15 protein-coding genes are annotated in these 20,168 nt (G+C 71.4%); 7 read left to right on the top strand and 8 right to left on the bottom strand.

The window, feature by feature from the left end:
* Positions 1 to 106 precede the first annotated feature (106 nt).
* Positions 107 to 3,169, bottom strand: a complete 3,063-nt coding sequence (locus tag ACFWBT_RS08105) for a protein kinase (RefSeq protein ID WP_385697261.1) — start codon at positions 3,167 to 3,169, stop codon at positions 107 to 109.
* Positions 3,170 to 3,338: 169 nt separating this feature from the next.
* Positions 3,339 to 5,504 carry a serine/threonine-protein kinase gene (locus ACFWBT_RS08110; protein ID WP_385697328.1) on the bottom strand — a complete coding sequence of 722 codons (2,166 nt, stop codon included), beginning with the start codon at positions 5,502 to 5,504 and terminating at the stop codon, positions 3,339 to 3,341.
* A gap of 263 nt (positions 5,505 to 5,767) precedes the next feature.
* Between ACFWBT_RS08110 and ACFWBT_RS08115 the strand changes: the two genes are divergently transcribed.
* Complete coding sequence (locus ACFWBT_RS08115) at positions 5,768 to 6,844, top strand: serine hydrolase domain-containing protein (RefSeq protein WP_385697263.1); 1,077 nt, start codon at positions 5,768 to 5,770, stop codon at positions 6,842 to 6,844.
* Positions 6,845 to 6,914: 70 nt separating this feature from the next.
* Here ACFWBT_RS08115 and ACFWBT_RS08120 read toward each other — a convergent pair whose 3' ends face one another.
* Positions 6,915 to 8,621 (bottom strand): glycerol-3-phosphate dehydrogenase/oxidase, encoded by a 1,707-nt coding sequence (locus ACFWBT_RS08120; RefSeq protein ID WP_385697265.1) that lies wholly within the window; start codon positions 8,619 to 8,621, stop codon positions 6,915 to 6,917.
* Positions 8,622 to 8,891: 270 nt separating this feature from the next.
* Here ACFWBT_RS08120 and ACFWBT_RS08125 point away from each other — a divergent pair, with 270 nt between their 5' ends.
* Together ACFWBT_RS08125 and ACFWBT_RS08130 are read left to right on the top strand one after the other, a co-directional pair.
* Complete coding sequence (locus ACFWBT_RS08125; protein WP_385697267.1) at positions 8,892 to 10,097, top strand: nucleotide sugar dehydrogenase; 1,206 nt, start codon at positions 8,892 to 8,894, stop codon at positions 10,095 to 10,097.
* 153 nt (positions 10,098 to 10,250) lie between these two features.
* Complete coding sequence (locus ACFWBT_RS08130; protein WP_385697268.1) at positions 10,251 to 10,823, top strand: hypothetical protein; 573 nt, start codon at positions 10,251 to 10,253, stop codon at positions 10,821 to 10,823.
* Between the two features lie 174 nt (positions 10,824 to 10,997).
* On the opposite strand, the gene ACFWBT_RS08135 is transcribed toward ACFWBT_RS08130, so the two are convergent.
* The 4 genes from ACFWBT_RS08135 to ACFWBT_RS08150 form a co-directional block, all read right to left on the bottom strand.
* Complete coding sequence (locus ACFWBT_RS08135) at positions 10,998 to 12,122, bottom strand: GuaB3 family IMP dehydrogenase-related protein (protein WP_385697270.1); 1,125 nt, start codon at positions 12,120 to 12,122, stop codon at positions 10,998 to 11,000.
* Positions 12,123 to 12,260: 138 nt separating this feature from the next.
* A complete protein-coding gene (guaB, locus tag ACFWBT_RS08140) occupies positions 12,261 to 13,769 on the bottom strand; it encodes an IMP dehydrogenase (protein WP_385697271.1) in 1,509 nt (502 codons plus the stop codon).
* A 474-nt stretch (positions 13,770 to 14,243) separates the two neighbouring features.
* Positions 14,244 to 14,819, bottom strand: a complete 576-nt coding sequence (locus ACFWBT_RS08145) for a sigma-70 family RNA polymerase sigma factor (protein WP_315903658.1) — start codon at positions 14,817 to 14,819, stop codon at positions 14,244 to 14,246.
* A gap of 268 nt (positions 14,820 to 15,087) precedes the next feature.
* Positions 15,088 to 15,699 (bottom strand): response regulator transcription factor, encoded by a 612-nt coding sequence (locus tag ACFWBT_RS08150; protein ID WP_003948568.1) that lies wholly within the window; start codon positions 15,697 to 15,699, stop codon positions 15,088 to 15,090.
* A 389-nt stretch (positions 15,700 to 16,088) separates the two neighbouring features.
* On the opposite strand from ACFWBT_RS08150, the gene ACFWBT_RS08155 reads away from it, so the two are divergent.
* Positions 16,089 to 16,418, top strand: a complete 330-nt coding sequence (locus ACFWBT_RS08155) for a WhiB family transcriptional regulator (RefSeq protein ID WP_356468855.1) — start codon at positions 16,089 to 16,091, stop codon at positions 16,416 to 16,418.
* Positions 16,419 to 16,645: 227 nt separating this feature from the next.
* Here ACFWBT_RS08155 and ACFWBT_RS08160 read toward each other — a convergent pair whose 3' ends face one another.
* The gene (locus ACFWBT_RS08160) at positions 16,646 to 17,542 is read right to left on the bottom strand and encodes a LysR family transcriptional regulator (protein WP_385697273.1); all 897 of its coding nucleotides are present in this window, start codon (positions 17,540 to 17,542) and stop codon (positions 16,646 to 16,648) included.
* Between the two features lie 79 nt (positions 17,543 to 17,621).
* Between ACFWBT_RS08160 and ACFWBT_RS08165 the strand changes: the two genes are divergently transcribed.
* From ACFWBT_RS08165 to ACFWBT_RS08175, 3 genes are all read left to right on the top strand, one after another.
* Entirely contained in the window at positions 17,622 to 18,290 is a 669-nt protein-coding gene (locus tag ACFWBT_RS08165) for an MOSC domain-containing protein (RefSeq protein WP_385697274.1), read from the top strand.
* Positions 18,291 to 18,398: 108 nt separating this feature from the next.
* Positions 18,399 to 19,172, top strand: coding sequence for an SDR family NAD(P)-dependent oxidoreductase (locus tag ACFWBT_RS08170; protein WP_385697276.1), 774 nt, complete (start codon positions 18,399 to 18,401; stop codon positions 19,170 to 19,172).
* A 127-nt stretch (positions 19,173 to 19,299) separates the two neighbouring features.
* Positions 19,300 to 20,007 carry an ester cyclase gene (locus ACFWBT_RS08175; RefSeq protein ID WP_385697278.1) on the top strand — a complete coding sequence of 236 codons (708 nt, stop codon included), beginning with the start codon at positions 19,300 to 19,302 and terminating at the stop codon, positions 20,005 to 20,007.
* The last annotated feature ends 161 nt before the right edge of the window (positions 20,008 to 20,168 follow it).

Below are 20,168 nucleotides of genomic sequence, written 5' to 3' on the forward strand. Positions count from 1 at the left end.
GGAGACCGCACTGTGACGGTTCTCCCTTCCCTGTACGGGAGGGAACCGTTCGATGTTCAGGCGGCCTCACCCGGTGGAACACGGGGTCCGGGCACAGGAGGCTTGTTCAGCCGGTGACTTGATAGGTCCCCGACGCCTGCTCGTAGAGCCGGGTCACCTCGTCCCGTTCGGCCTCCGGGCCGCGCACCTGCACCACGTGGTAGTGCCCGCCGACGATGATCGCGAGGTTGCGCACGTAGAGCGAACGCCCCGCCGAGTCCTGCCAGATGAACTGCCCCTCGGCCATCGCCCGGCCCCCCACGTCGATCCGCCGCATCCCGCTGGAGGTGGCCCAGGTCGAGTCCCGGAAGGGCTGCAACTCCTTCTCGTTCTCCCGCTGATACGTCATCGGGTCACTGCCGTACGTGGCCGTGCTGTCCCGCCCGGGTACGACGATGAGCTCGAAGTCCCCCTGGGAGTAGACGATCTGGCCGCTCCCGTTCTTCGGCGAGCGGTCCCAGCCGCTCGCCACGGCGACCCGGAATCCCTCGGGGTCCTTGCGGAGCGTGAAGCCCTGGGCGACATCGGGATCGGTGGTGGTGTGCGAGGAGGTCGAACTCGACTGTCCCGAGGGGCTCTTGTCGGGGCCCGGTGAGGTCTGGTCGGGCCGTGGCTCGCTGCTCGCCTTCGCGTCGCCGCCGGTGTTGTCGGGGGTGGGTCCGGCCTGCCCGGCGGCACCGGTCCGCTGCTCGCCCGTGCCGCTCCGGTCCGACTTCGGCATGAAGACCATGGCGTACGTGACCGCCGCGGCCAGCAGGAGCAGGATCAGCAGGAGCAGATTCCGGCCGAGCCGGCGGGGCCTCGCCGAACTCCCCTTCCTGGCACGCTTGTGGCGGGCGTGCGGGCTGGTCGCGGGCAGCCCGGCGCGACGCCTGCGGACGAGCTCGCCCCTGCGCCGTACGATCGGCAGCCGGCTCGCGTCGGCGGGCGGCACGGGTACGACGTGCGCCCCGGCCTCGGGCTCGGGCGCGGACCGCACCAGGGACCGCAGCCAGCCGCGCAGCTCCTCGAAGTCGAGCCGCTCGGTGGGGTCCTGGCGCAGCAGCGACTCGACGACGGGCCGCAGGGGGCCGCACTCCTCGGCGAAGGCGGGCGGCTCCGCGCACACCAGCTGTACCAGTTCGGCGGTGTTCTCCTCCGGATACGGCGCGTGCCCCTGCACGGCGCGGAAGAGCAGCGCGCCCAGGGCCCACAGGTCGGTGGCCGGTCCGATCGGGGCCGCGAGCTGCCAGTTCTCGTGCACCGGCCCGGCCTGCTCCGGCGCCCAGCGCTCGGTCACCGGTCCGACCACGGCCATCCGTGCCTGCCGGGCCCGCTCCGCCGCGAGCGCGGTGGCGGGACCTCGCCGCGGCGACGCCCCGACGACCAGCTCGCCCCAACCGCCGCTGCGGCCTTCGGGGTTGTGCGGGGCGGGGGCGGGGCCCTGCGCGACACCGGGAACCCGGGTGTGATCGGGGGCCGGGGAGGCACCGGGCCCACGGGCGTGCCCGGACTCGGTGAAACCGCCCGGAAGTCCGGGCACCTGGGTGTACCCGGAAGCCTGGAAGCCGCCGGTGAAACGGCCGTTGTCCGGGACCCGGCCGCTGTCGGGAGACCCTCCAGGGGCAGGGACGCCGGAACGACCGCCGTGCCCCGTGACGAAGGGCTGCTGTCCGGGCCCGGACGCGGGGCGCTCGTACCCGGTGGCCCCCATGGCCGGCCTGCCGCCCCCTCCCGGGGGGAGGGTGGCGTGCCCCTGGCCGTTGTCACCGCCGACGGGTCCGCCAGGGCGGGGCTGAGCCCCGTGCCAGGCGGCACCCACTCCGTACGGGTCGGCTATCTGGCCCGGAGGCGCGGTGTGGGGGCGCTGCTGCCCGCCCTGACCGGGCAGCAGTGTCTGCCCGTGGGCCCGGTCCTGCGGGGAGTGCTCGGAGGTGCCGTACGCACTGTCCTGGTCGGCTGGTCCGTTCTGCTCGCCGGGTGCCGCGGGTCGGGGTGCCGGAAGGGCGAGCGGGTCGCCCCGCTGTTCCCCCTGCACGCGGGCCGCGGCGCGCGCTCCCGCACGGTACGCGGCGATGGCTCCGGCTCGCGCGGCGCGGACGTCGCTCTCGGCGCCCCCCGCTCGGTCGCCCGCGTCCGATCCGCCGCCCGGCCCGGCCGGTCCCGCGGGACCGGCCGCTTCGGGAGCACGCGGGCCCCTGCCCGCCGCACCCGCCGTGGGCGTCCCCGGAACCGGTGTTCCCTGCTCCGCCCGGGCCTCGATCGCCGCCCGGCGGGCCTCTTCGGCATCGGCACCGGACGTGGCCGCCACGGCGACACCGCGCGCGATGCCGCCTCCGAACCCGATGCCGCCTGCGGGACCGCGCCCGCCCGCGCTGCCCGGCCCACCGGCGCCGGCACCGCGAGGAGCGCCCGCGTCCGGCCCGGCCGGACGGCCGCTCCCGGTCCGCCCGGAGCCTCCGCCGGAGCCGGGCGGCGCGAGGCCGCCCTCGGCGGCCCCAGGACCCGGCCCGGGCTCACGCGTGAGGTCGTCCTCCCGCACCGGCACCGGGTCGTAGCCGCACAGCGCCTCCTCGGCAGCACCGGCCGCCAGTCCGGTCAGCAGTACGCGGCCGTCGTCGCAGACGAGCACCGTGCGCACGGTGATGTTCCGGTGGACCCACCCGTGCGCGTGCAGGACCCGCAGCGCGGTCAGGACGTCGGAGGCGACCTCGGCGGCGCGGTAGGGGCTGAGCGGCTTGTCGGCGAGCAGTGCCGCCAGCGGCCTCGCGGGCACCAGCTCGCTCACGATCCAGAGCGACCCGCCCTCGGCGAACACGTCGAAGACCTGGTCGAGCCGGGGATGGTCGGGGATCTGCGCGGCGGCCTGGGCGGCCTCGATCGCGCGGAGCACCGCCGGTTCGGTGGGCCGGCGCGTGGTCCGCGCGGAGGCCCGCCGCACCCCGCCGTCCCGGGCCACGAACCCCTCGGGCAGCCCGTCCGCGTCGAGCACCTCGGCCTCGACGACCTCCGGCAACGGCACCTGCCGTACCAGGACTTCCTGCCCGCTGTAGGTGTCGAAGGCCCGGCTCTCGGCGAGTTCGTACTCGTCGGACGGCGGCAGAGGCAGGCGGTAGCGGTCGGCCAGTACCCGTCCCGCATAGTCGTCCACGATGCCTCCCCCAGCCGACCGGTTGGTCAATTCCGTTCGCCGTGCGTTCCGTTGTGGCTTCGTACGGTCCGCAACCACTCACGATACGTGCCCGAGGCAACCCGCAGAGCGGTGATGCGAGATCTCGGGTTCCCTACCGTGGCGGAACGTCACCTCGGCGAGCGGTACGTCACGACTTCGGCTGGAAGGTCTGGGTCAGCGTCTTCCACGTGTTCTTGCGCAGAGCGCCGTCCCACGCGGACGCCTTCGCCGTGTACATCAACGCGTACCCCTGATGCGCGTTGACGACGAAACCGCGGTCGATCGACCGGTACTTCGTGCCCCCGTCCACATAGGTGAACTCCCAGTCGGCCGTGTTCCAGCCGCGGTAGTCCACCTGCTCTATGCGCAGCCTCGAATACTGGGAGCGGGTCATGTAGCGCTCCTGGTTCTTCCAGTCCGCGACCGGGTCGTCCTTGGGCGTCGTCGTCCAGCCGACGAGGAGCTTCTGCCCGCCGGGACCCGTGAACCGGGCTCCCGCGGCGTCCTGGGACTGGAACTTCCACCCCTTCGGCAGCCCTATCGAGAAGCCCTGGCCGCTCTTGTACGTCTTCGCGGCGCCGGAACCCGATCCCGATCCCGACTCCTTGCCGCCGCTCGAACCGTCCGACGTGTTCGCACTCGCGCTCGCATCCGAGGAGGCGTTCCCGGTCCCGTCGGCATCCGAGCCGGAGCCCGACTTGTCGCCGCTGTCGGTGTCGGCGCCGTCGTCGTCCTTCTTGGTGTCGTCGCCGTTCCCGCTCCCGGACGTCGCTCCGCTGGAGGCGGCCGCCTTGCCGCCGCCGGCCTTGCCGTCCTTGGAGCCGTCGTCGTCCCCGCCACCGAGGGTGAGGGCCAGAACGGTGCCGAGCACGGCCAGCACTAGGGCCACCGCGATGATCACCAACGTGCGGCGCGGCACGACATCCGTCAGCGACGCCTTCGGCGCCGGCCGCGGCGCCCGCTCGGGGGCCACCGGCCACCCGGAACCCGAGGCGTTCCGCGCCCCGGCGGCACCCGCGGATCCGGCACCCCCGGCCGAACTGGAGTTCACCGACGCACCGTCATGACCCTCCGGCTTCCGCGGAGCGGGCGGCACGGACGAACCCACCGAGGCGGACGGCACGGAGGTGCCACCGGCCGTACCGGCGGCCTCACCGGACCCGGCACCCGTGCCCGGGGAGGCCGTACCGGCGGCCCCTTCCGCCCGGGAGGCGTCCGAGCCGCCGACCGTCTTCGCACGGGCCGTCGCCGCCGCGGTGGCCGCCGCCGTGGCGGCACCGGCCGCCGTCGCGGCCTTGCGCACCGAGCGCATCGCCCCGCGCAGCCGCTCCGCCGGCTCCTCGCCCTTCCTGGCACCGGAACCGAGACCGCCCGCACCCCGCCGACCCGGTCCTTCCGGCACCGGTGGCATGGCCACGACCTTCGTCGCGTCCTGCGGCTCCGGCAGGGACCGCTCGGGGTCGGGCGCGCGCAGCACTTCGTTGAGCATCGCGCGGGCGCCCGCGTCGTCGAGCCGCTGCTCGGGGTCCTTGGCGAGCAGGCCGTAGATCACGTTCTCCAGCGGGCCCGCGTTCTTCGGTTGTTCCACCGGCTCGGTCATCACGGCCGTGAGCGTCGCGATCGCCGAGCCCTTGTCGTACGGCGGCACACCTTCCACCGACGCGTACAGCAGACCGCCCAGCGACCACAGGTCGGCCGCGGGGCCGGGCTTGTGGCCGCGCGCCCGCTCCGGCGAGATGTAGGAGGGCGCGCCGACGAGCATGCCGGTCGAGGTGATGGACGGGTCGCCCTCCACCTGCGCGATGCCGAAGTCGGTGAGCACGACCCGGCCGTCGTCGGACATCAGCACGTTCGACGGCTTCACGTCCCGGTGCAGGATGCCCTCGCGGTGCGCCGCGCGCAGCACGTCGAGGATGGCCAGGCCCACCTCGGCGGCGCGCTTCGGCGTGAGCAGGCCGTCCTCGCGGATGGCCTCGGCGAGCGACTTGCCCTCGACGAGCTCCATCACGATCCACGGTCGGTTGTCCTCGTCGACCACGTCGAAGACCGTCACCGCGCCGCTGTTGCGGATCCGCGCGATCGCCTTGGCCTCACGCAGCGTGCGCGTGATCAGCCGGCGCTTCTCCTCCTCGTCGATGGCCGACGGGAACCGCAGCTCCTTCACGGCCACCGTGCGGCCCAGGGTCTCGTCCTGCGCGCGCCACACCGTGCCCATGCCGCCGCGGCCGAGAACATCCCCCAGCCGGTACCGCCCGGCGAGGAGACGTTCGCTCTTGTCCTGACGGGATGCTCCCGCCCGCTCCGCCTCCGACATGCGTCCCCTCATGCAACCCGCCCTGACAGAGCCTTCATTGTCCCTCACCCGACAAGTGCCCAACGCCCTGGGGGCCCCTGGAACCGCAACAGCTCAGCCAATGAGACGCCAGGCCCTCGGCCGACACCTCACCAACCGGCGCACACCGCGCAGACCGACCACCCGGCGACCGGAGTCGCGCACACCGGCACCACCCGCCCCCCGTCCCGACCCCCGGCACAGAAACGTGCCCCATGATGGGCCGGGAGAAGGAAGGACCGCCGATGGCGCAGCCCCGGACACCTCGGACACTCCTGGCCATACCCGTGTCCCTGGCGCTCCTCGGCATGGCCCAAACCGGCCTGCCGGGGCGGACCCTGGTCTCCTCCCAAGGCTCTGTCACCGCGGCCTCGGACACCGCGCTCACCCTCCTCGTGACCCGCGGCGGCGCTCCGGCCGCCGCCCTGCTGACCGACGAGGAGTCGGGTCCCCGGTTCACCGAGGCCGGAAACGGAATAGTCCGTTCCGATCATTTCCGCGCCGGAAGCATCACCAAGACCTTCATCGCTACGGTCGTCCTGCAACTCGCCGCCGAACACCGGCTGTCCCTGTCCGACTCCGTCGACGACCACCTCCCCGGTCTGGTGCGCGGCGCGGGCAACGACGGCCGCCGCATCACGCTGCGTGCCCTGCTCGGCCACACCAGCGGCCTCGACGACTTCACCTCGGTCACCCGGGGCGCCGTCCCGGTGACCCCGCTTCAGGCCGTACGCATCGCCCTCGCCCATCCCCCGGCCCACCGGGGCCGCTTCGCCTACTCGAACACCAACTACGTGGTGCTCGGCATGGTCGTCGAGCAGGTCACCGGCCACTCGTACGCCACCGAGACCGAGCGCCGCGTCATCTCTCCCCTCGGCCTGACCGGCACCTCGTTCCCCGGTGCCCGCGCTTCCCTTCCCGCACCGCACGGCCGCGCGTACGCCGCCGACGGCTCCGACGTCACCGAGCTCGACCCGCGCGTGGCCGGCGCGGCGGGTGAGCTGGTGAGCACGCTGGCCGACCTGGACCGCTTCTACGCGGCCCTGCTCGGCGGCGAGCTGCTGCCCTCGCACTGGCTGCGCGAGATGCTCGACACCCGCGCCGCACACGGCTCGTACGGCATGGGGCTGTTCCCGGTGAAGCTGCCGTGCGGGACCACGGTGTGGGGGCACAACGGCCGCATCTCCGGCAGCTACGTGCGCAGCGCGGCCACCGTCGACGGGCGCCATGTCCTCACCTTCCGGGTGAACACGGACGGAGTCACGGACCCGACGCTCGAACCGGCCCTGCTCGCCGCCGAGTTCTGTCCCCGCATCCCGTAGAACGGCCGGGCCGCGAGCGAAGATCCCAGCTCACCGCACCCGTTCGAGTGAGATGAGCGGGAACCCCCGGTCAGAACGACACGATGTCCGGCGCCCCCAACCGCGCCGCGTCGGCCGTCAGATCGTCCGGCTGGCGCTGGGACTCCCGCTCCGCCTCGACCCGCTTCTCGTAGTGCTCCACCTCGCGCTCGATCTGGCCCTTGTCCCAGCCGAGGACGGGCGCCATCAGCTCGGCGGCCTCGCGGGCGCTGCGGGTGCCCCGGTCGAAGGTCTCGATGGAGATGCGGGTGCGCCGGGTCAGGACGTCGTCCAGGTGGCGGGCACCCTCGTGCGAGGCCCCGTAGACGATCTCGGCCCGGAGGTAGTCCTCGGCGGCCGGCAGCGGCTCGCCGAGCGACGGGTCCGCCACGATGAGGTCGAGGAGTTCCTCCGCGAGCGACCCGTACCGGTTCAACAGGTGCTCCACACGCACCACATGGAGCCCGGTGCGCGCCGCGATCCGCGCTCGCGCGTTCCACAGCGCGTGATATCCCTCGGCGCCGACCAGCGGGGTCTCCTCGGTGACGCATTCCGCGACCCGCTGGTCGAGGCCGTGCACCGCCTCGTCCACCGCGTCCTTGGCCATCACGCGGTAGGTCGTGTACTTGCCGCCGGCCACGACCACGAGTCCGGGCACCGGGTGGGCGACGGTGTGCTCGCGCGACAGCTTGCTCGTGGCGTCCGACTCTCCGGCCAGCAGTGGCCGCAGCCCCGCGTACACCCCCTGGACGTCGTCGCGGGAGAGCGGCACGGAGAGCACCGAGTTCACGTGCTCCAGCAGATAGTCGATGTCCGCGCTGGAGGCCGCCGGGTGGGCCTTGTCCAGGTCCCAGTCGGTGTCGGTGGTGCCGATGATCCAGTGGCGGCCCCACGGGATCACGAACAGCACGGACTTCTCGGTGCGCAGGATCAGGCCCGAGGTGGAGTTGATCCGGTCCTTCGGTACGACCAGATGGATGCCCTTGGACGCCCGCACGTGGAACTGGCCCCGCTCCCCGACCATCGCCTGGGTGTCGTCGGTCCACACGCCCGTGGCGTTGACGACCTGCTTGGCGCGGACCTCGTACTCGCCGCCGCCCTCGACGTCGCGCACCCTGGCTCCGACCACCCGCTCACCTTCGCGCAGGAAGCCGGTGACCCGCGCGCGGTTGGCGACCTTCGCGCCGTACGCGGCCGCCGTGCGCACCAGCGTCGCCACATAGCGGGCGTCGTCCATCTGCGCGTCGTAGTACTGCAGGGCGCCGATCAGCGCGTCCTTCTTCAAGGCCGGTGCGACGCGCAGGGCGTGGCGGCGGCTCAGATGGCGATGGGTGGGCAGTCCGCGTCCGTGGCCGCGAGCCATCGACATGGCGTCGTACAGCGCGACGCCGGAGCCCGCGTACACCCGCTCCCAGCCCTTGTGCTGGAGGGGGTAGAGGAACGGGACGGGCTTCACCAGGTGCGGTGCCAGCCGTTCGAGCAGCAGGCCGCGCTCCTTCAGTGCCTCACGGACGAGCGCGAAGTCGAGCATCTCCAGATACCGCAGACCGCCGTGGATCAGCTTGCTGGATCTGCTCGACGTGCCCGATGCCCAGTCACGCGCCTCGACCAGCCCGGTGGACAGACCGCGTGTCACTGCGTCCAGCGCGGTGCCCGCGCCGACCACGCCCGCACCCACGACCAGCACGTCCAGCTCGCCCTCGGCCATTCCCGCAAGTGACTCGGCGCGCTCCGCCGGCCCCAGTGTCGCTGTCCTCACCGCTGCCTCCCGCTGTTGTCGCGCTGGCCGCACCTGTCCGGCGACGCCCGGCTCACATCCCCCCTGCCCAAAGTCTGACCGTCTTGCCCCTCATCGGCCACCGTCCATCCGCAGCCTGTGGACAACTCTCGGCGACGCGCAGGGAATCTTGATCGATCAATCCCGTAAATCGGTCATATTTACTCCTAGTCTGACATTGCTCTCGCCCATCCTGTCCACAGGGCTTGCGCACCTGTCCCGCATCGGTTACTGGGAAGGACGGCCCACTCCATGCCCGCAGACCTCGCCGTCATCGGACTCGGTCATCTCGGCCTGCCCCTGGCCCAGGCCGCCGTCGCCGCCGGCATCTCCACCCTCGGCTACAAAACAGGGCCGGAGGGCGGCTCCCTCACCCCCGCAGAACTGCGCCGGATGCTCTCGGGGGGCTTCCGGCCGGCCACCGACCCGGCCGAGCTGGGCCGCGTACGCACCGCCGTCATCTGCGCCCCGACCCCGCGGGGCGCGGACGGCACCCTGGACCTCGGCCAGGTGGAGGCGGCGGCCCGCACGCTGGCCGCACAGCTGCGCCCGCACACCACCGTGATCCTGGAATCGGCCGTACATCCCGGCACCACCGAGGAATTCCTCCGCCCGCTCCTAGAAGCGGGCTCCGGACTGCGCGCGGGGCGCGATTTCCACCTCGCCTACTCCCCCAGCCGGGTCGATCCCGGCAACCGCGACTTCACCCCCGCGAACACACCGAAGGTCATCGGCGGCCTCACCCCGGCGTGCACCGAGTCGGCCGCCGCCTTCTACGGGCGGCTCACCGACAAGGTCGTACGCGCGCGCGGGCCGCGCGAGGCGGAGACCGTGCAGGTCCTGGAGACCAACTTCCGGCACGTGAACATCGCGCTCGTCAACGAGATGGCCGTGCTCTGCGACGACCTGGGCGTGGACCTGTGGGACGTCATCCGCTGCGCGGAGACCAAGCCGTTCGGCTTCCAGGCGTTCCGGCCCGGACCGGGAGTGGGCGGGCACGGGATCGCCCAGGGCCTCGGCGCGTCGGGGCGCCCGCTCCGGATGGTCGAACTCGCCCAGCAGGTCAACCACCACATGCCCCAGTACGTCATCCAGCGCGCCGCCACGCTCCTCAACGAGCACGGGAAGTCCGCCCGTGCCGCGCGCGTGCTCCTCCTCGGCGTCACCTACAAGGCGGACATCGCCGATCAACAGGGCGCTCCCGCCCACGAGATCGCCGTACGCCTGATGGAACTCGGCGCGTCCGTCAGCTATCACGACCCGCACGTCCCCGCCTGGAGCGTCCTCGGGCGGCCCGTGCCGCGCGCGGACTCCCTCTACGAGGCCGCGGCCCACGCCGACCTGACGATCCTGCTCCAGCAGCACCGCACGTACGACCTGCAAGGACTGTCCGTGAAGGCCCAACTCCTCCTGGACACAAGGGGAGCGACCCCGACCGGCGCGGCCCACCGGCTCTGACCCCTGAAAAATCCCCCCACGGGTTGTCACTCCCGCCTGCTAATGTGCGGCAGCTCTCGCACACACATGCGCCCATGTCCCGGGCGCCGGCAGGTGTGTGCCCGCGTCCCATGCGCACACCACAGCTGCGCCCACATCCCTGGGGGGAACCACATGAGTCAGTCGACGCCGCCGTCCGGTCCACCGGTCGACAACAACCCGTACGCGGGCGCGCCAGCCGATCAGCCGCCCGTCCCGCAGCAGGGATTCCCGCAGCAGGGTGTCCCGCAGGGCGCGCCCCAGCCGGGCTTCCCGGTCGCGCCCGTCGCCCCGGCCGCCCCCGCGCGCGGCAACGCGGCGCTCGGTCTCGCCGCCGCCGTCGCCGCCGGCCTGGTCTCCGCGATCCTGTACGGCCTGATCATCGGCCTCACCAAGCACGAGATCGGCTATGCCGCCGTCGGTGTCGGCTTCCTGGTCGGCATCGCCGCGGGCCGCGTCGGCGGCCGCAGCCAGACCCTGCCGGTCGCCAGCGTGATCGTGTCCGTCGCCGCGATCTATCTCGGCCAGCTGGTCGGCGAGGCCATGATCGGCGCGAAGGAGTACGGCGTCGGCTTCAGCGAGGTCTTCTTCGACCACTTCGACGTGGTCCAGGAAGCTTGGAAGTCCCAGGCCGACCCGCTGACCTTCGTCTTCTTCGCGGTCGCGGCGTACGTGGCCTTCCAGAGCACCCGCAAGGCCGGGCTCTGACACGACGGCCAGGGGTGCCGCCCGCGTCGCTCCGGTCCTCGCGGGTGCCGCCGGGCTGCTGACAGGCGGCTGACGGGACGGCCTCACGGATGAAGGGCCCGTCCACCACTGGGTGGACGGGCCCTTCACCTGTACACACGTACAGGCCGGTACGCGGACGTACCGGCGTACGCGCTAACGCTTGTGCTGGGAGTCCGCGACCGTCACCTCGACGCGCTGGAACTCCTTGAGCTCGCTGTAGCCCGTGGTGGCCATGGCGCGGCGGAGGGCACCGAAGATGTTCATCGAGCCGTCCGGGATGTGCGACGGACCGGCGAGGATCTCCTCGATGGTGCCGACGGTGCCGAGGTCGACCTTCTTGCCGCGCGGCAGCTCCTCGTTCACCGCCTCCATGCCCCAGTGGTGGCCACGGCCGGGCGCGTCGGTGGCGCGCGCGAGCGGGGAGCCCATCATCACGGAGTCCGCGCCGCAGGCGATCGCCTTGGGGAGGTCGCCGGACCAGCCGACACCGCCGTCGGCGATGACGTGCACGTACCGGCCGCCGGACTCGTCCATGTAGTCGCGGCGGGCCGCGGCGACGTCCGCGACGGCGGTGGCCATCGGGACCTGGATGCCCAGCACATTGCGCGTGGTGTGCGCGGCGCCGCCGCCGAAACCGACGAGGACACCGGCCGCGCCGGTGCGCATCAGGTGCAGCGCCGCGGTGTACGTGGCGCAGCCGCCGACGATCACCGGGACGTCGAGCTCGTAGATGAACTGCTTCAGGTTCAGCGGTTCGGCGGCACCGGAGACGTGCTCGGCCGACACCGTCGTGCCGCGGATGACGAAGATGTCCACGCCCGCGTCGACGACGGCCTTGGAGAACTGCGCCGTGCGCTGCGGGGACAGTGCGGCGGCGGTGACGACCCCGGCGTCGCGCACCTCCTTGATGCGCTGCCCGATCAGCTCCTCCTTGATGGGAGCCGCGTAGATCTCCTGGAGGCGGCGGGTCGCGGTCTCCGAGTCCAGCCCGGCGATCTCGTCCAGCAGCGGCCGCGGGTCGTCGTACCGCGTCCAGAGGCCTTCCAGGTTCAGGACGCCCAGGCCGCCCAGCTCGCCGATACGGATCGCGGTGGCCGGGGAGACGACCGAGTCCATCGGGGCGGCCAGGAAGGGCAGCTCGAAGCGGTACGCGTCGATCTGCCAGGCGATCGAGACCTCCTTCGGGTCCCGCGTACGGCGGCTCGGGACGACGGCGATGTCGTCGAAGGCGTACGCCCGGCGGCCGCGCTTGCCGCGCCCGATCTCGATCTCAGTCACGTTGTGGCCTTTCCGTCTTCGCTTCTGCGCCTCCCAGTATCCCCGACGCCTACGGCAAGAGCGGCCCCGGAACCTCCGGGACCGCCCTTGTCGGGGGCTCCACGCACCTGCGGGAGCCCGTTCATGTGTACGGGGTGACTACTTGTTGCGGCTGTAGTTCGGCGCCTCGACCGTCATCTGGATGTCGTGCGGGTGGCTCTCCTTGAGACCCGCCGAGGTGATCCGGACGAACCGGCCGCGGTCCTGGAGCTCCGGCACGGTGCGACCGCCGACGTAGAACATCGACTGGCGCAGACCGCCGACCAGCTGGTGGACGACCGCGGAGAGCGGACCGCGATAGGGCACCTGGCCCTCGATGCCCTCGGGGACGAGCTTCTCGTCGGAGGCCACACCCTCCTGGAAGTAGCGGTCCTTGGAGAAGGAGCGCTGCTCGCCACGGGACTGCATGGCACCCAGGGAGCCCATGCCGCGGTACGACTTGAACTGCTTGCCGTTGATGAACATCAGCTCACCCGGGGACTCCTCGCAGCCGGCGAGCAGCGAACCGAGCATCACGGTGTCGGCACCCGCGACCAGGGCCTTGGCGATGTCACCGGAGTACTGGAGGCCACCGTCGCCGATGACCGGGACACCGGCCGCCTTCGCGGCGAGCGACGCTTCGTAGATGGCCGTGACCTGCGGAACGCCGATGCCGGCGACCACGCGGGTCGTACAGATGGAGCCGGGGCCCACGCCGACCTTGATGCCGTCGACGCCCGCGTCGATGAGCGCCTGCGCGCCGTCACGGGTGGCGATGTTGCCGCCGATGACGTCCACGCCGCCGGAGTTCGACTTGATCTTGGCGACCATGTCGCCGACCAGGCGGGAGTGGCCGTGCGCGGTGTCGACGACGATGAAGTCGACGCCCGCCTCGATCAGGGCCTGGGCGCGCTCGAACGCGTCGCCCGCGACACCGACGGCCGCGCCGACCAGCAGACGGCCCTCGCCGTCCTTGGCCGCGTTCGGGTACTTCTCCGCCTTGACGAAGTCCTTGACGGTGATGAGGCCCTTGAGGACGCCCGCGTCGTCGACCAGCGGAAGCTTCTCGATCTTGTGGCGGCGCAGCAGCTGCATCGCGTCGTTGCCCGAGATGCCGACCTTGCCGGTGACGAGCGGCATCGGCGTCATGACCTCGCGCACCTGGCGCGAGCGGTCGGTCTCGAAGGCCATGTCACGGTTGGTGACGATGCCGAGCAGCTTGCCGCCGCCGTCGGTGACCGGCACACCGGAGATGCGGAACTTGGCGCAGATCGCGTCGGCCTCGCCGAGCGTGGCGTCCGGGTGCACGGTGATCGGGTCGGTCACCATGCCGGACTCGGAGCGCTTCACCAGGTCGACCTGGTTGGCCTGGTCCTCGATGGACAGGTTGCGGTGCAGAACACCGACGCCGCCCTGGCGGGCCATCGCGATCGCCATGCGCGACTCGGTGACCTTGTCCATGGCGGCGGACAGCAGCGGGATGTTGACCCGGACGTTCTTCGAGATGTGCGAGGCGGTGTCGATCTGGTCGGGCGCCATGTCCGACGAGCCCGGCAGCAGCAGCACGTCGTCGTAGGTCAGCCCGAGTGTCGCGAATTTGGCGGGCACTCCGTCGACGTTGGCAGTCATGACACCTTCCCCAAATGGCCTTGATCGGTGCGGATGTCCATGCTAACGGGAAGCATGGCTCTCTCATTCCACGGTTGAGGGTGGGCTTCGGCTTCGTATGTTCGTACGGGATCGATGTCGTCACCGTTCAGACCCGTGCCCGGAGAGGGCGTCGGGGCCGCGCCGGGGCCACCGCGCCCGGTCATGTCTTCGCCGGACCGGCCCCCGCCCCCGTGGTGGAGGGGAACCCGCCGTGTGCCCTGGCCGGGACCAGCGGCGACGTCATCGGGGTACCCGCCCTTCCCCCGCCGTTCGCGGGGAAAAAGGGGGATCCGCCGTCATGGAAAGGAGGCCCGCGCCACCCGGCTGGGTGACGGTGGGCACCACTGGAGGAGACCGTCGGCACCACCGGAGAACACCGTTCCGGACGGGACCCGATCGGCGCGGCGGGGACACGGCGCACCGGCCGCGCGTCACCGCGACCGGCCGAGATCCCTACTGCTCCGCCAGCGCCCGCAGCCGACTCAGCGCCCGGTGCTGCGCCACCCGGACGGCGCCCGGTGACATTCCCAACATCTGGCCCGTCTCCTCGGCCGTGAGGCCCACCGCGATGCGCAGAAGAAGCAGCTCGCGCTGATTCTCGGGGAGATTGGCCATGAGTTTCTTGGCCCATTCGGCGTCGCTGCTGAGCAGCGCGCGCTCCTCCGGGCCGAGAGAGTCGTCGGGCCGCTCCGGCATCTCGTCGGAGGGAACGGCCGTGGACCCGGGATGACGCATCGCGGCACGCTGGAGGTCGGCGACCTTGTGCGCGGCGATCGCGAAGACGAACGCCTCGAAGGGGCGCCCGGTGTCTTTGTAGCGCGGCAGCGCGAGGAGCACCGCGACGCAGACTTCTTGCGCCAGGTCCTCCACGAAGTGCCGCGCGTCGCCCGGAAGCCGGGAAAGACGGGCGCGGCAGTAACGCAGCGCGAGCGGGTGTACGTGAGCGAGCAGGTCGTGTGTGGCCTGCTCGTCGCCGTCGACCGCGCGATGGACGAGCGCACCGATCCCCGTCGTCTCGTCTTCACGCATCGGTCCATGGTGCCTTGGCGTCGTCCTGTCCGTGGCACCGCGTCCATAGTTGTGCACCGAAGCGTTATGAGTAGGTGCGCCGGAACTCATCTCCTGCGCCCTCCCCTTCCGCTCGACCGACTTGTCCCCAAGGAACTCCACACCTCAAGGATGCGGCATCCGCCGGGAAACGGGGATCGGACACCGAAGAGGCTCTCTCCGAGGGCCCGGCCCCACCCGCCGTCCGGCGGGCAGGGACTACTTCCGTCATACCCTCGAGACGGCTCACCTAGCGGACCAGGCCCCACCGGAATCCGAGCGCGACCGCGTGCGCCCGGTCCGAGGCACCGAGCTTCTTGAAGAGCCGCCGGGCGTGGGTCTTGACCGTGTCCTCCGAGAGAAACAGCTCACGGCCGATCTCCGCGTTCGAGCGGCCGTGGCTCATGCCCTCGAGCACTTGGATCTCACGCGCGGTGAGGGTGGGCGCTGCGCCCATCTCCGCCGAGCGCAGTCTGCGCGGCGCGAGTCGCCACGTGGGGTCGGCGAGCGCCTGGGTCACGGTGGCGCGCAGCTCCGCCCGCGAGGCGTCCTTGTGCAGATAGCCGCGGGCGCCGGCGGCGACGGCGAGTGCCACCCCGTCCAGGTCCTCGGCCACGGTGAGCATGATGATGCGCGCACCGGGGTCGGCGGACAGCAGCCGCCTGACCGTCTCGACGCCGCCCAAACCGGGCATGCGTACGTCCATCAGAATCAAATCCGAACGGTCGGCACCCCAGCGGCGGAGGACTTCCTCGCCGTTGGCCGCCGTCGTCACACGCTCGACACCGGGCACGGTCGCGACCGCACGGCGGAGCGCCTCTCGGGCAAGCGGGGAGTCGTCGCAGACGAGGACGGATGTCATGACCGTCCTCCGCAGCTGATGCGCGTCACCTTGAGCCTCCAGGCTGTTACGAATCGTCACCTGTGCGGTCGATACTCGCCGACGGATATGACCGCCTGCCCGAGCGCTTGTTCCTTCAACCGCCTCAGCCATCTCAACGATGGTCACTCGAAAGAGTTACGGGGCAGTCGGCCGTCATCGGCACTGTACGTGAGGGCGCGGACACGGTGCAGACATGCGCGCCGACCCTCAACGTTTCATCACAACCGATGCCCCATTTAGCCTGTTTTCTTCCCATTTGCTGGTGTCTGAGGCTAGATTCGCAATGAGTCATATTTTCATCTCCTTAGATCGTAGATGTACGGTCGGTGGGCACAGAGCAGCCCAGAACGGCAACAAGGGGACACGCAATGGCAGATTTCTCCCGCCTTCCCGGTCCGAACGCGGACCTCTGGGACTGGCAGCTCCTCGCGGCCTGCCGCGGGGTCGACAGCTCGCTCTTCTTCCACCCGGAGGGCGAGCGTGGTGCGGCACGGAGCGCTCGTGAGAACTCGGCCAAAGAGGTCTGCATGAGATGCCCGGTGCGCGCGGAGTGCGCGGCACACGCGCTGGCGGTGCGCGAACCGTACGGGGTGTGGGGCGGACTGACCGAGGACGAGCGCGAAGAGCTCATGGGACGGGCACGCAACCGGCTGGTCTCGGCATCGACCACCGCGAGCAGTCCCGCCTCGAACAACTGAAGGAACGTTTCTGCTCTGAAGGCGCGTGCCGGGCGGACGCGGACACGGCGTGGACGAAACGCGTGCCGGGCGGACGCGTACACCGGGTGGACGAAACGCGCGCCGGGCGGACGCGTACACGGCAGGGACCGGCACGGCAGGGAGAGGCACGTCGGCGCGTGCACGCGTGCCCCCGCTTTCGACGCGGCAGAAGCCGTGCGTCCGCGGTAGCCCCCGGCGGGAAGCCGCTAGCGGGCCGCCGCCCGCGCCAGCCGGTCCAGCGTCGCGGCCACCGCGGGCACCGCGGCGAGATCCGGGAGGGTGAGGGCGACGATCTCGCGGCGCACCGCGGGCTCCACCGTCACGGTGCGTGCCCCCTTCGGGCGTACCGACTCGATCGCGAGCTCCGGAAGGACGGCGACGCCGAGTCCCGCGCCCACCAGCCCGACCACGGCCGGATAGTCGTCGGTGGCGAAGTCGATGCGGGGCTCGAAGCCGGCACCGCGGCAGACCTCGACGAGCTGGCCGCGGCAGCGCGGGCAGCCCGCGATCCACGGCTCCCCGGCGAACTCGCCGATCGCCACGGACTCCGACCGCGCCAGCCGGTGCCCCTCGGGCACCAGACCGACGAGGCGGTCCATCAGCAGCGGCCGTACGACGAGGTCGTCCCATTCCTCGACGCCCGGCGCCCCCTCGTAGCGGAACGCGAGCGCGATGTCGCAGTCGCCGGCCCGGAGCTTCTCGACGGACTCGGGCGGTTCGGCCTCCTCCAGGGAGACACGGGTGCCGGGGTGAGCGGCGCGCAGCGCGGCGAGAGCCGTGGGGACGAGGGTGGAACTGCCGCTGGGGAAGGACACCAGCCGGACCCGGCCCGCGCGCAGACCGGCGATCGCGGCGACCTCCTCCTCGGCGGCCGTGAGACCGGCCAGGATGCTCGCCGCGTGCTTGACCAGCGCCTCGCCTGCCTGGGTTAGGCGCATCTCGCGGCCCGTCCGGACGAGCAGGGGGGTGCCCACGGACGACTCCAGGGCCTTCATCTGCTGGCTGACGGCGGGCTGGGTGCAGCCCAGCTCGCGGCCCGCCGCCGAGAAGGATCCGGTGGTGGCGACGGCGCGCAGGACACGGAGATGACGGGCCTCGATCACCTCTTGAGCATAAGCGAATCTTGGATGCGGCGAGAAATATCGCATCGACGCTTTGGGCTGTATCGCCTAGCTTGATGCCATGAAGCTTTTGTCGCTCAACGTCGGCCGGGCGCGGGCCGTCGAGTACACCGACCAGCCGGAGGGCATGACCGGCATCGACAAGCGACCGGTCGACGGGCCGTTGCGCGTGACGGCACCGGGACCCAAGGGGGTCGGCGGGAGCGGACTCGCCGGGGACGCGATCTGCCACCTCCGTCATCACGGCGGTGACGACCAGGCCGTGTACGCGGTCGCGCGCGAGGACCTCGACGACTGGGAGCGCGAGCTCGGCCGGACCCTGCCGAACGGCGTGTTCGGCGAGAACCTCACGACGTGGGGGCTCGACGTGTCCGGCGCGCTGATCGGCGAACGCTGGCGGATCGGTTCCGAGGTCGTCCTGGAGGTCACCTCCGGGCGGATCCCGTGCCGCACCTTCCAGGGGCACCTCGGCGAGAAGGGCTGGGTGAAGCGGTTCACGCGGCGGGGCGCGCCCGGCGCGTATCTGCGGGTGATCGAGCCCGGCGAGATCCGCTCCGGGGACCCGATCGACATCGTGCACCGGCCCGGCCACGATGTCACCGTGGCCGTCGAGTTCCGTGCCTCGACGACCGAACGGGAGCTGCTGCCAAGGCTGTTGACGGCGGGCGACGCACTGCACCCGGAGACCCGGGCGGCGGCGCGGGAGTACCTGGCGAAGTACGGCGCGTAGGGTCCGCCGCGGGTCAAGCCGAACGGGGTGCGGAGAACTCGTGGAACCCGGTCGGACGTTGGGCGGCACCGGCCACCGGGCGGCAGGGTCGGTCACTAATCTTGCGCCATGACAACGGCTCTGATTACGGGATCGACCGCGGGAATCGGTGCCGCCTTCGCGCGGCGGCTGGCGGCGGACGGGCACAACCTCGTGCTGGTGGCGCGGGACACGAAGCGGCTGCGGGAGCAGGCGACCGAGCTGCACGACCGGCACGCCATCGAGGCGGAGGTGCTCACGGCGGACCTGGCGACGGACGAGGGTATCGAAGCGGTGGCCGCCCGCCTGTCCGACCGCAGGAACCCGGTCGACCTGCTGGTCAACAACGCCGGCTTCGGCAACAAGGGCCGCTATCTGGACGTGTCGATGGCGGACGAGCTGAAGATGCTCAAGGTGCACTGCGAGGCGGTGCTCCGGCTGACGTCGGCGGCGACCGAGGCGATGCGCGAGCGCGGCCGGGGCGGCGTCGTCAACGTCGCGTCGGTGGCCGCGTTCGTGCCGCGGGGCACGTACGGGGCGTCGAAGGCGTGGGTCGTGCAGTTCACCCAGGGCGCGGCGAAGGACCTCGCGGGCAGCGGGGTGCGGCTGATGGCGCTGGCTCCCGGTTTCGTGCGCACCGAGTTCCACGAGCGGGCCGGCATGGGCACGGACAACATCCCGAACTGGATGTGGCTCGACGCCGACAAGCTGGTCGCGGCGGCACTCGCCGATCTGGCGCGCGGCCGGACCCTGTCCATTCCGGACCCGCGCTACAAGGCGCTGATGGGCGTGGTGAAGGTGACGCCGCGGGCGCTGCTGGGCGGGATCACGTCGAGGACCGGGCGGAAGTACGGCCCCCAGTAAGGGCGATCACGCAGGTCGCGCGGTTCGCGTGGGGCGCGCTCGCGCGTCCCGTGCGGTGGGTGGTGTCGCCCCTCCGGTGGGAGGATTGAGGGTGAATCAACCGGACCAAGGGGCCGGAGGCGGCGCCATGACATTCGTGCAGTTGATTGACTGTAGAACCAGTCGGTTCGACGAGATGAACCGGCTGATGGACACCTGGGTCGAGAGGACCAAGGGGAAACGGACCGCGACGCACAGCGTCATCGGCAAGGACCGTGCCGACGCGAGCCACTTCGTGGAGATCGTGGAGTTCCCGTCGTACGAAGACGCGATGCGGAACTCGAAGCTTCCGGAGACCGACACGATCTTCCAGGAGATGGTGGCGCTCTGCGACGGGATGCCGACGTTCACGGACCTGGACGTGGTGCGCGACGAGCAGCTCTACGCGACGAACGTCCGCACGTACTTCGACATGCTGGCGGGCCCGGGTGAGCTGGAGCCGCTCAACGGTCTGATGGCTGAGAGCTATCACGACCACGATCCCGCCAACGAACAGGACACCATCGGGCTCGACGCGGTGCGGCGCGAGATCGAGATGTGGCGCGGCGGCTTCGACTTCGCGTTCACGATCGAGGACCAGATCACGGAGGGGGACCGCGTCTGCACGCGGTGGACCTGGAACGGCACGCACACGGGCGACTTCATGGGGATCCCGGCGTCCGGGAAGCAGGCCTCCATGACCGGCACGACCATCTTCCGGTGCGGGGAGGACGGAAAGATCGTCGAGGGCTGGTGGCAGTACGACCGGCTGGGTCTGATGGCCGGGCTGGACGCGCTGGACGCGCTGGCGGGCTGACCGCATCGGCGCGCTGGACGCCCTGGAGGGCTGACCGCTCGGTGTGCCGGAGGGACGGTCCCGGGGAAACAGCCTCACGGAAACGCGGGAGGTCCCCGTTCCTGATGGAACGGGGACCTCTTCACGACGTCACGCCTCGGTGGGCGTGTCCGTCTTCATGA

This window comes from Streptomyces sp. NPDC060027 (assembly GCF_042737005.1).
GTDB lineage: Bacteria > Actinomycetota > Actinomycetes > Streptomycetales > Streptomycetaceae > Streptomyces.

Bases quoted from the DNA above. Each gene is read 5' to 3' on its own strand.
- ACFWBT_RS08155 (WP_356468855.1), top strand. From the start codon at position 16,089: ATGGCAGATTTCTCCCGCCTTCCCGGTCCGAACGCGGACCTCTGGGAC.
- ACFWBT_RS08170 (WP_385697276.1), top strand. From the start codon at position 18,399: ATGACAACGGCTCTGATTACGGGATCGACCGCGGGAATCGGTGCCGCC.
- ACFWBT_RS08110 (WP_385697328.1), bottom strand. From the start codon at position 5,504: ATGTCGGAGGCGGAGCGGGCGGGAGCATCCCGTCAGGACAAGAGCGAA.
- ACFWBT_RS08130 (WP_385697268.1), top strand. From the start codon at position 10,251: ATGAGTCAGTCGACGCCGCCGTCCGGTCCACCGGTCGACAACAACCCG.
- ACFWBT_RS08125 (WP_385697267.1), top strand. From the start codon at position 8,892: ATGCCCGCAGACCTCGCCGTCATCGGACTCGGTCATCTCGGCCTGCCC.
- ACFWBT_RS08165 (WP_385697274.1), top strand. From the start codon at position 17,622: ATGAAGCTTTTGTCGCTCAACGTCGGCCGGGCGCGGGCCGTCGAGTAC.
- ACFWBT_RS08175 (WP_385697278.1), top strand. From the start codon at position 19,300: ATGACATTCGTGCAGTTGATTGACTGTAGAACCAGTCGGTTCGACGAG.
- ACFWBT_RS08115 (WP_385697263.1), top strand. From the start codon at position 5,768: ATGGCGCAGCCCCGGACACCTCGGACACTCCTGGCCATACCCGTGTCC.
- ACFWBT_RS08150 (WP_003948568.1), bottom strand. From the start codon at position 15,699: ATGACATCCGTCCTCGTCTGCGACGACTCCCCGCTTGCCCGAGAGGCG.
- ACFWBT_RS08145 (WP_315903658.1), bottom strand. From the start codon at position 14,819: ATGCGTGAAGACGAGACGACGGGGATCGGTGCGCTCGTCCATCGCGCG.
- guaB (WP_385697271.1), bottom strand. From the start codon at position 13,769: ATGACTGCCAACGTCGACGGAGTGCCCGCCAAATTCGCGACACTCGGG.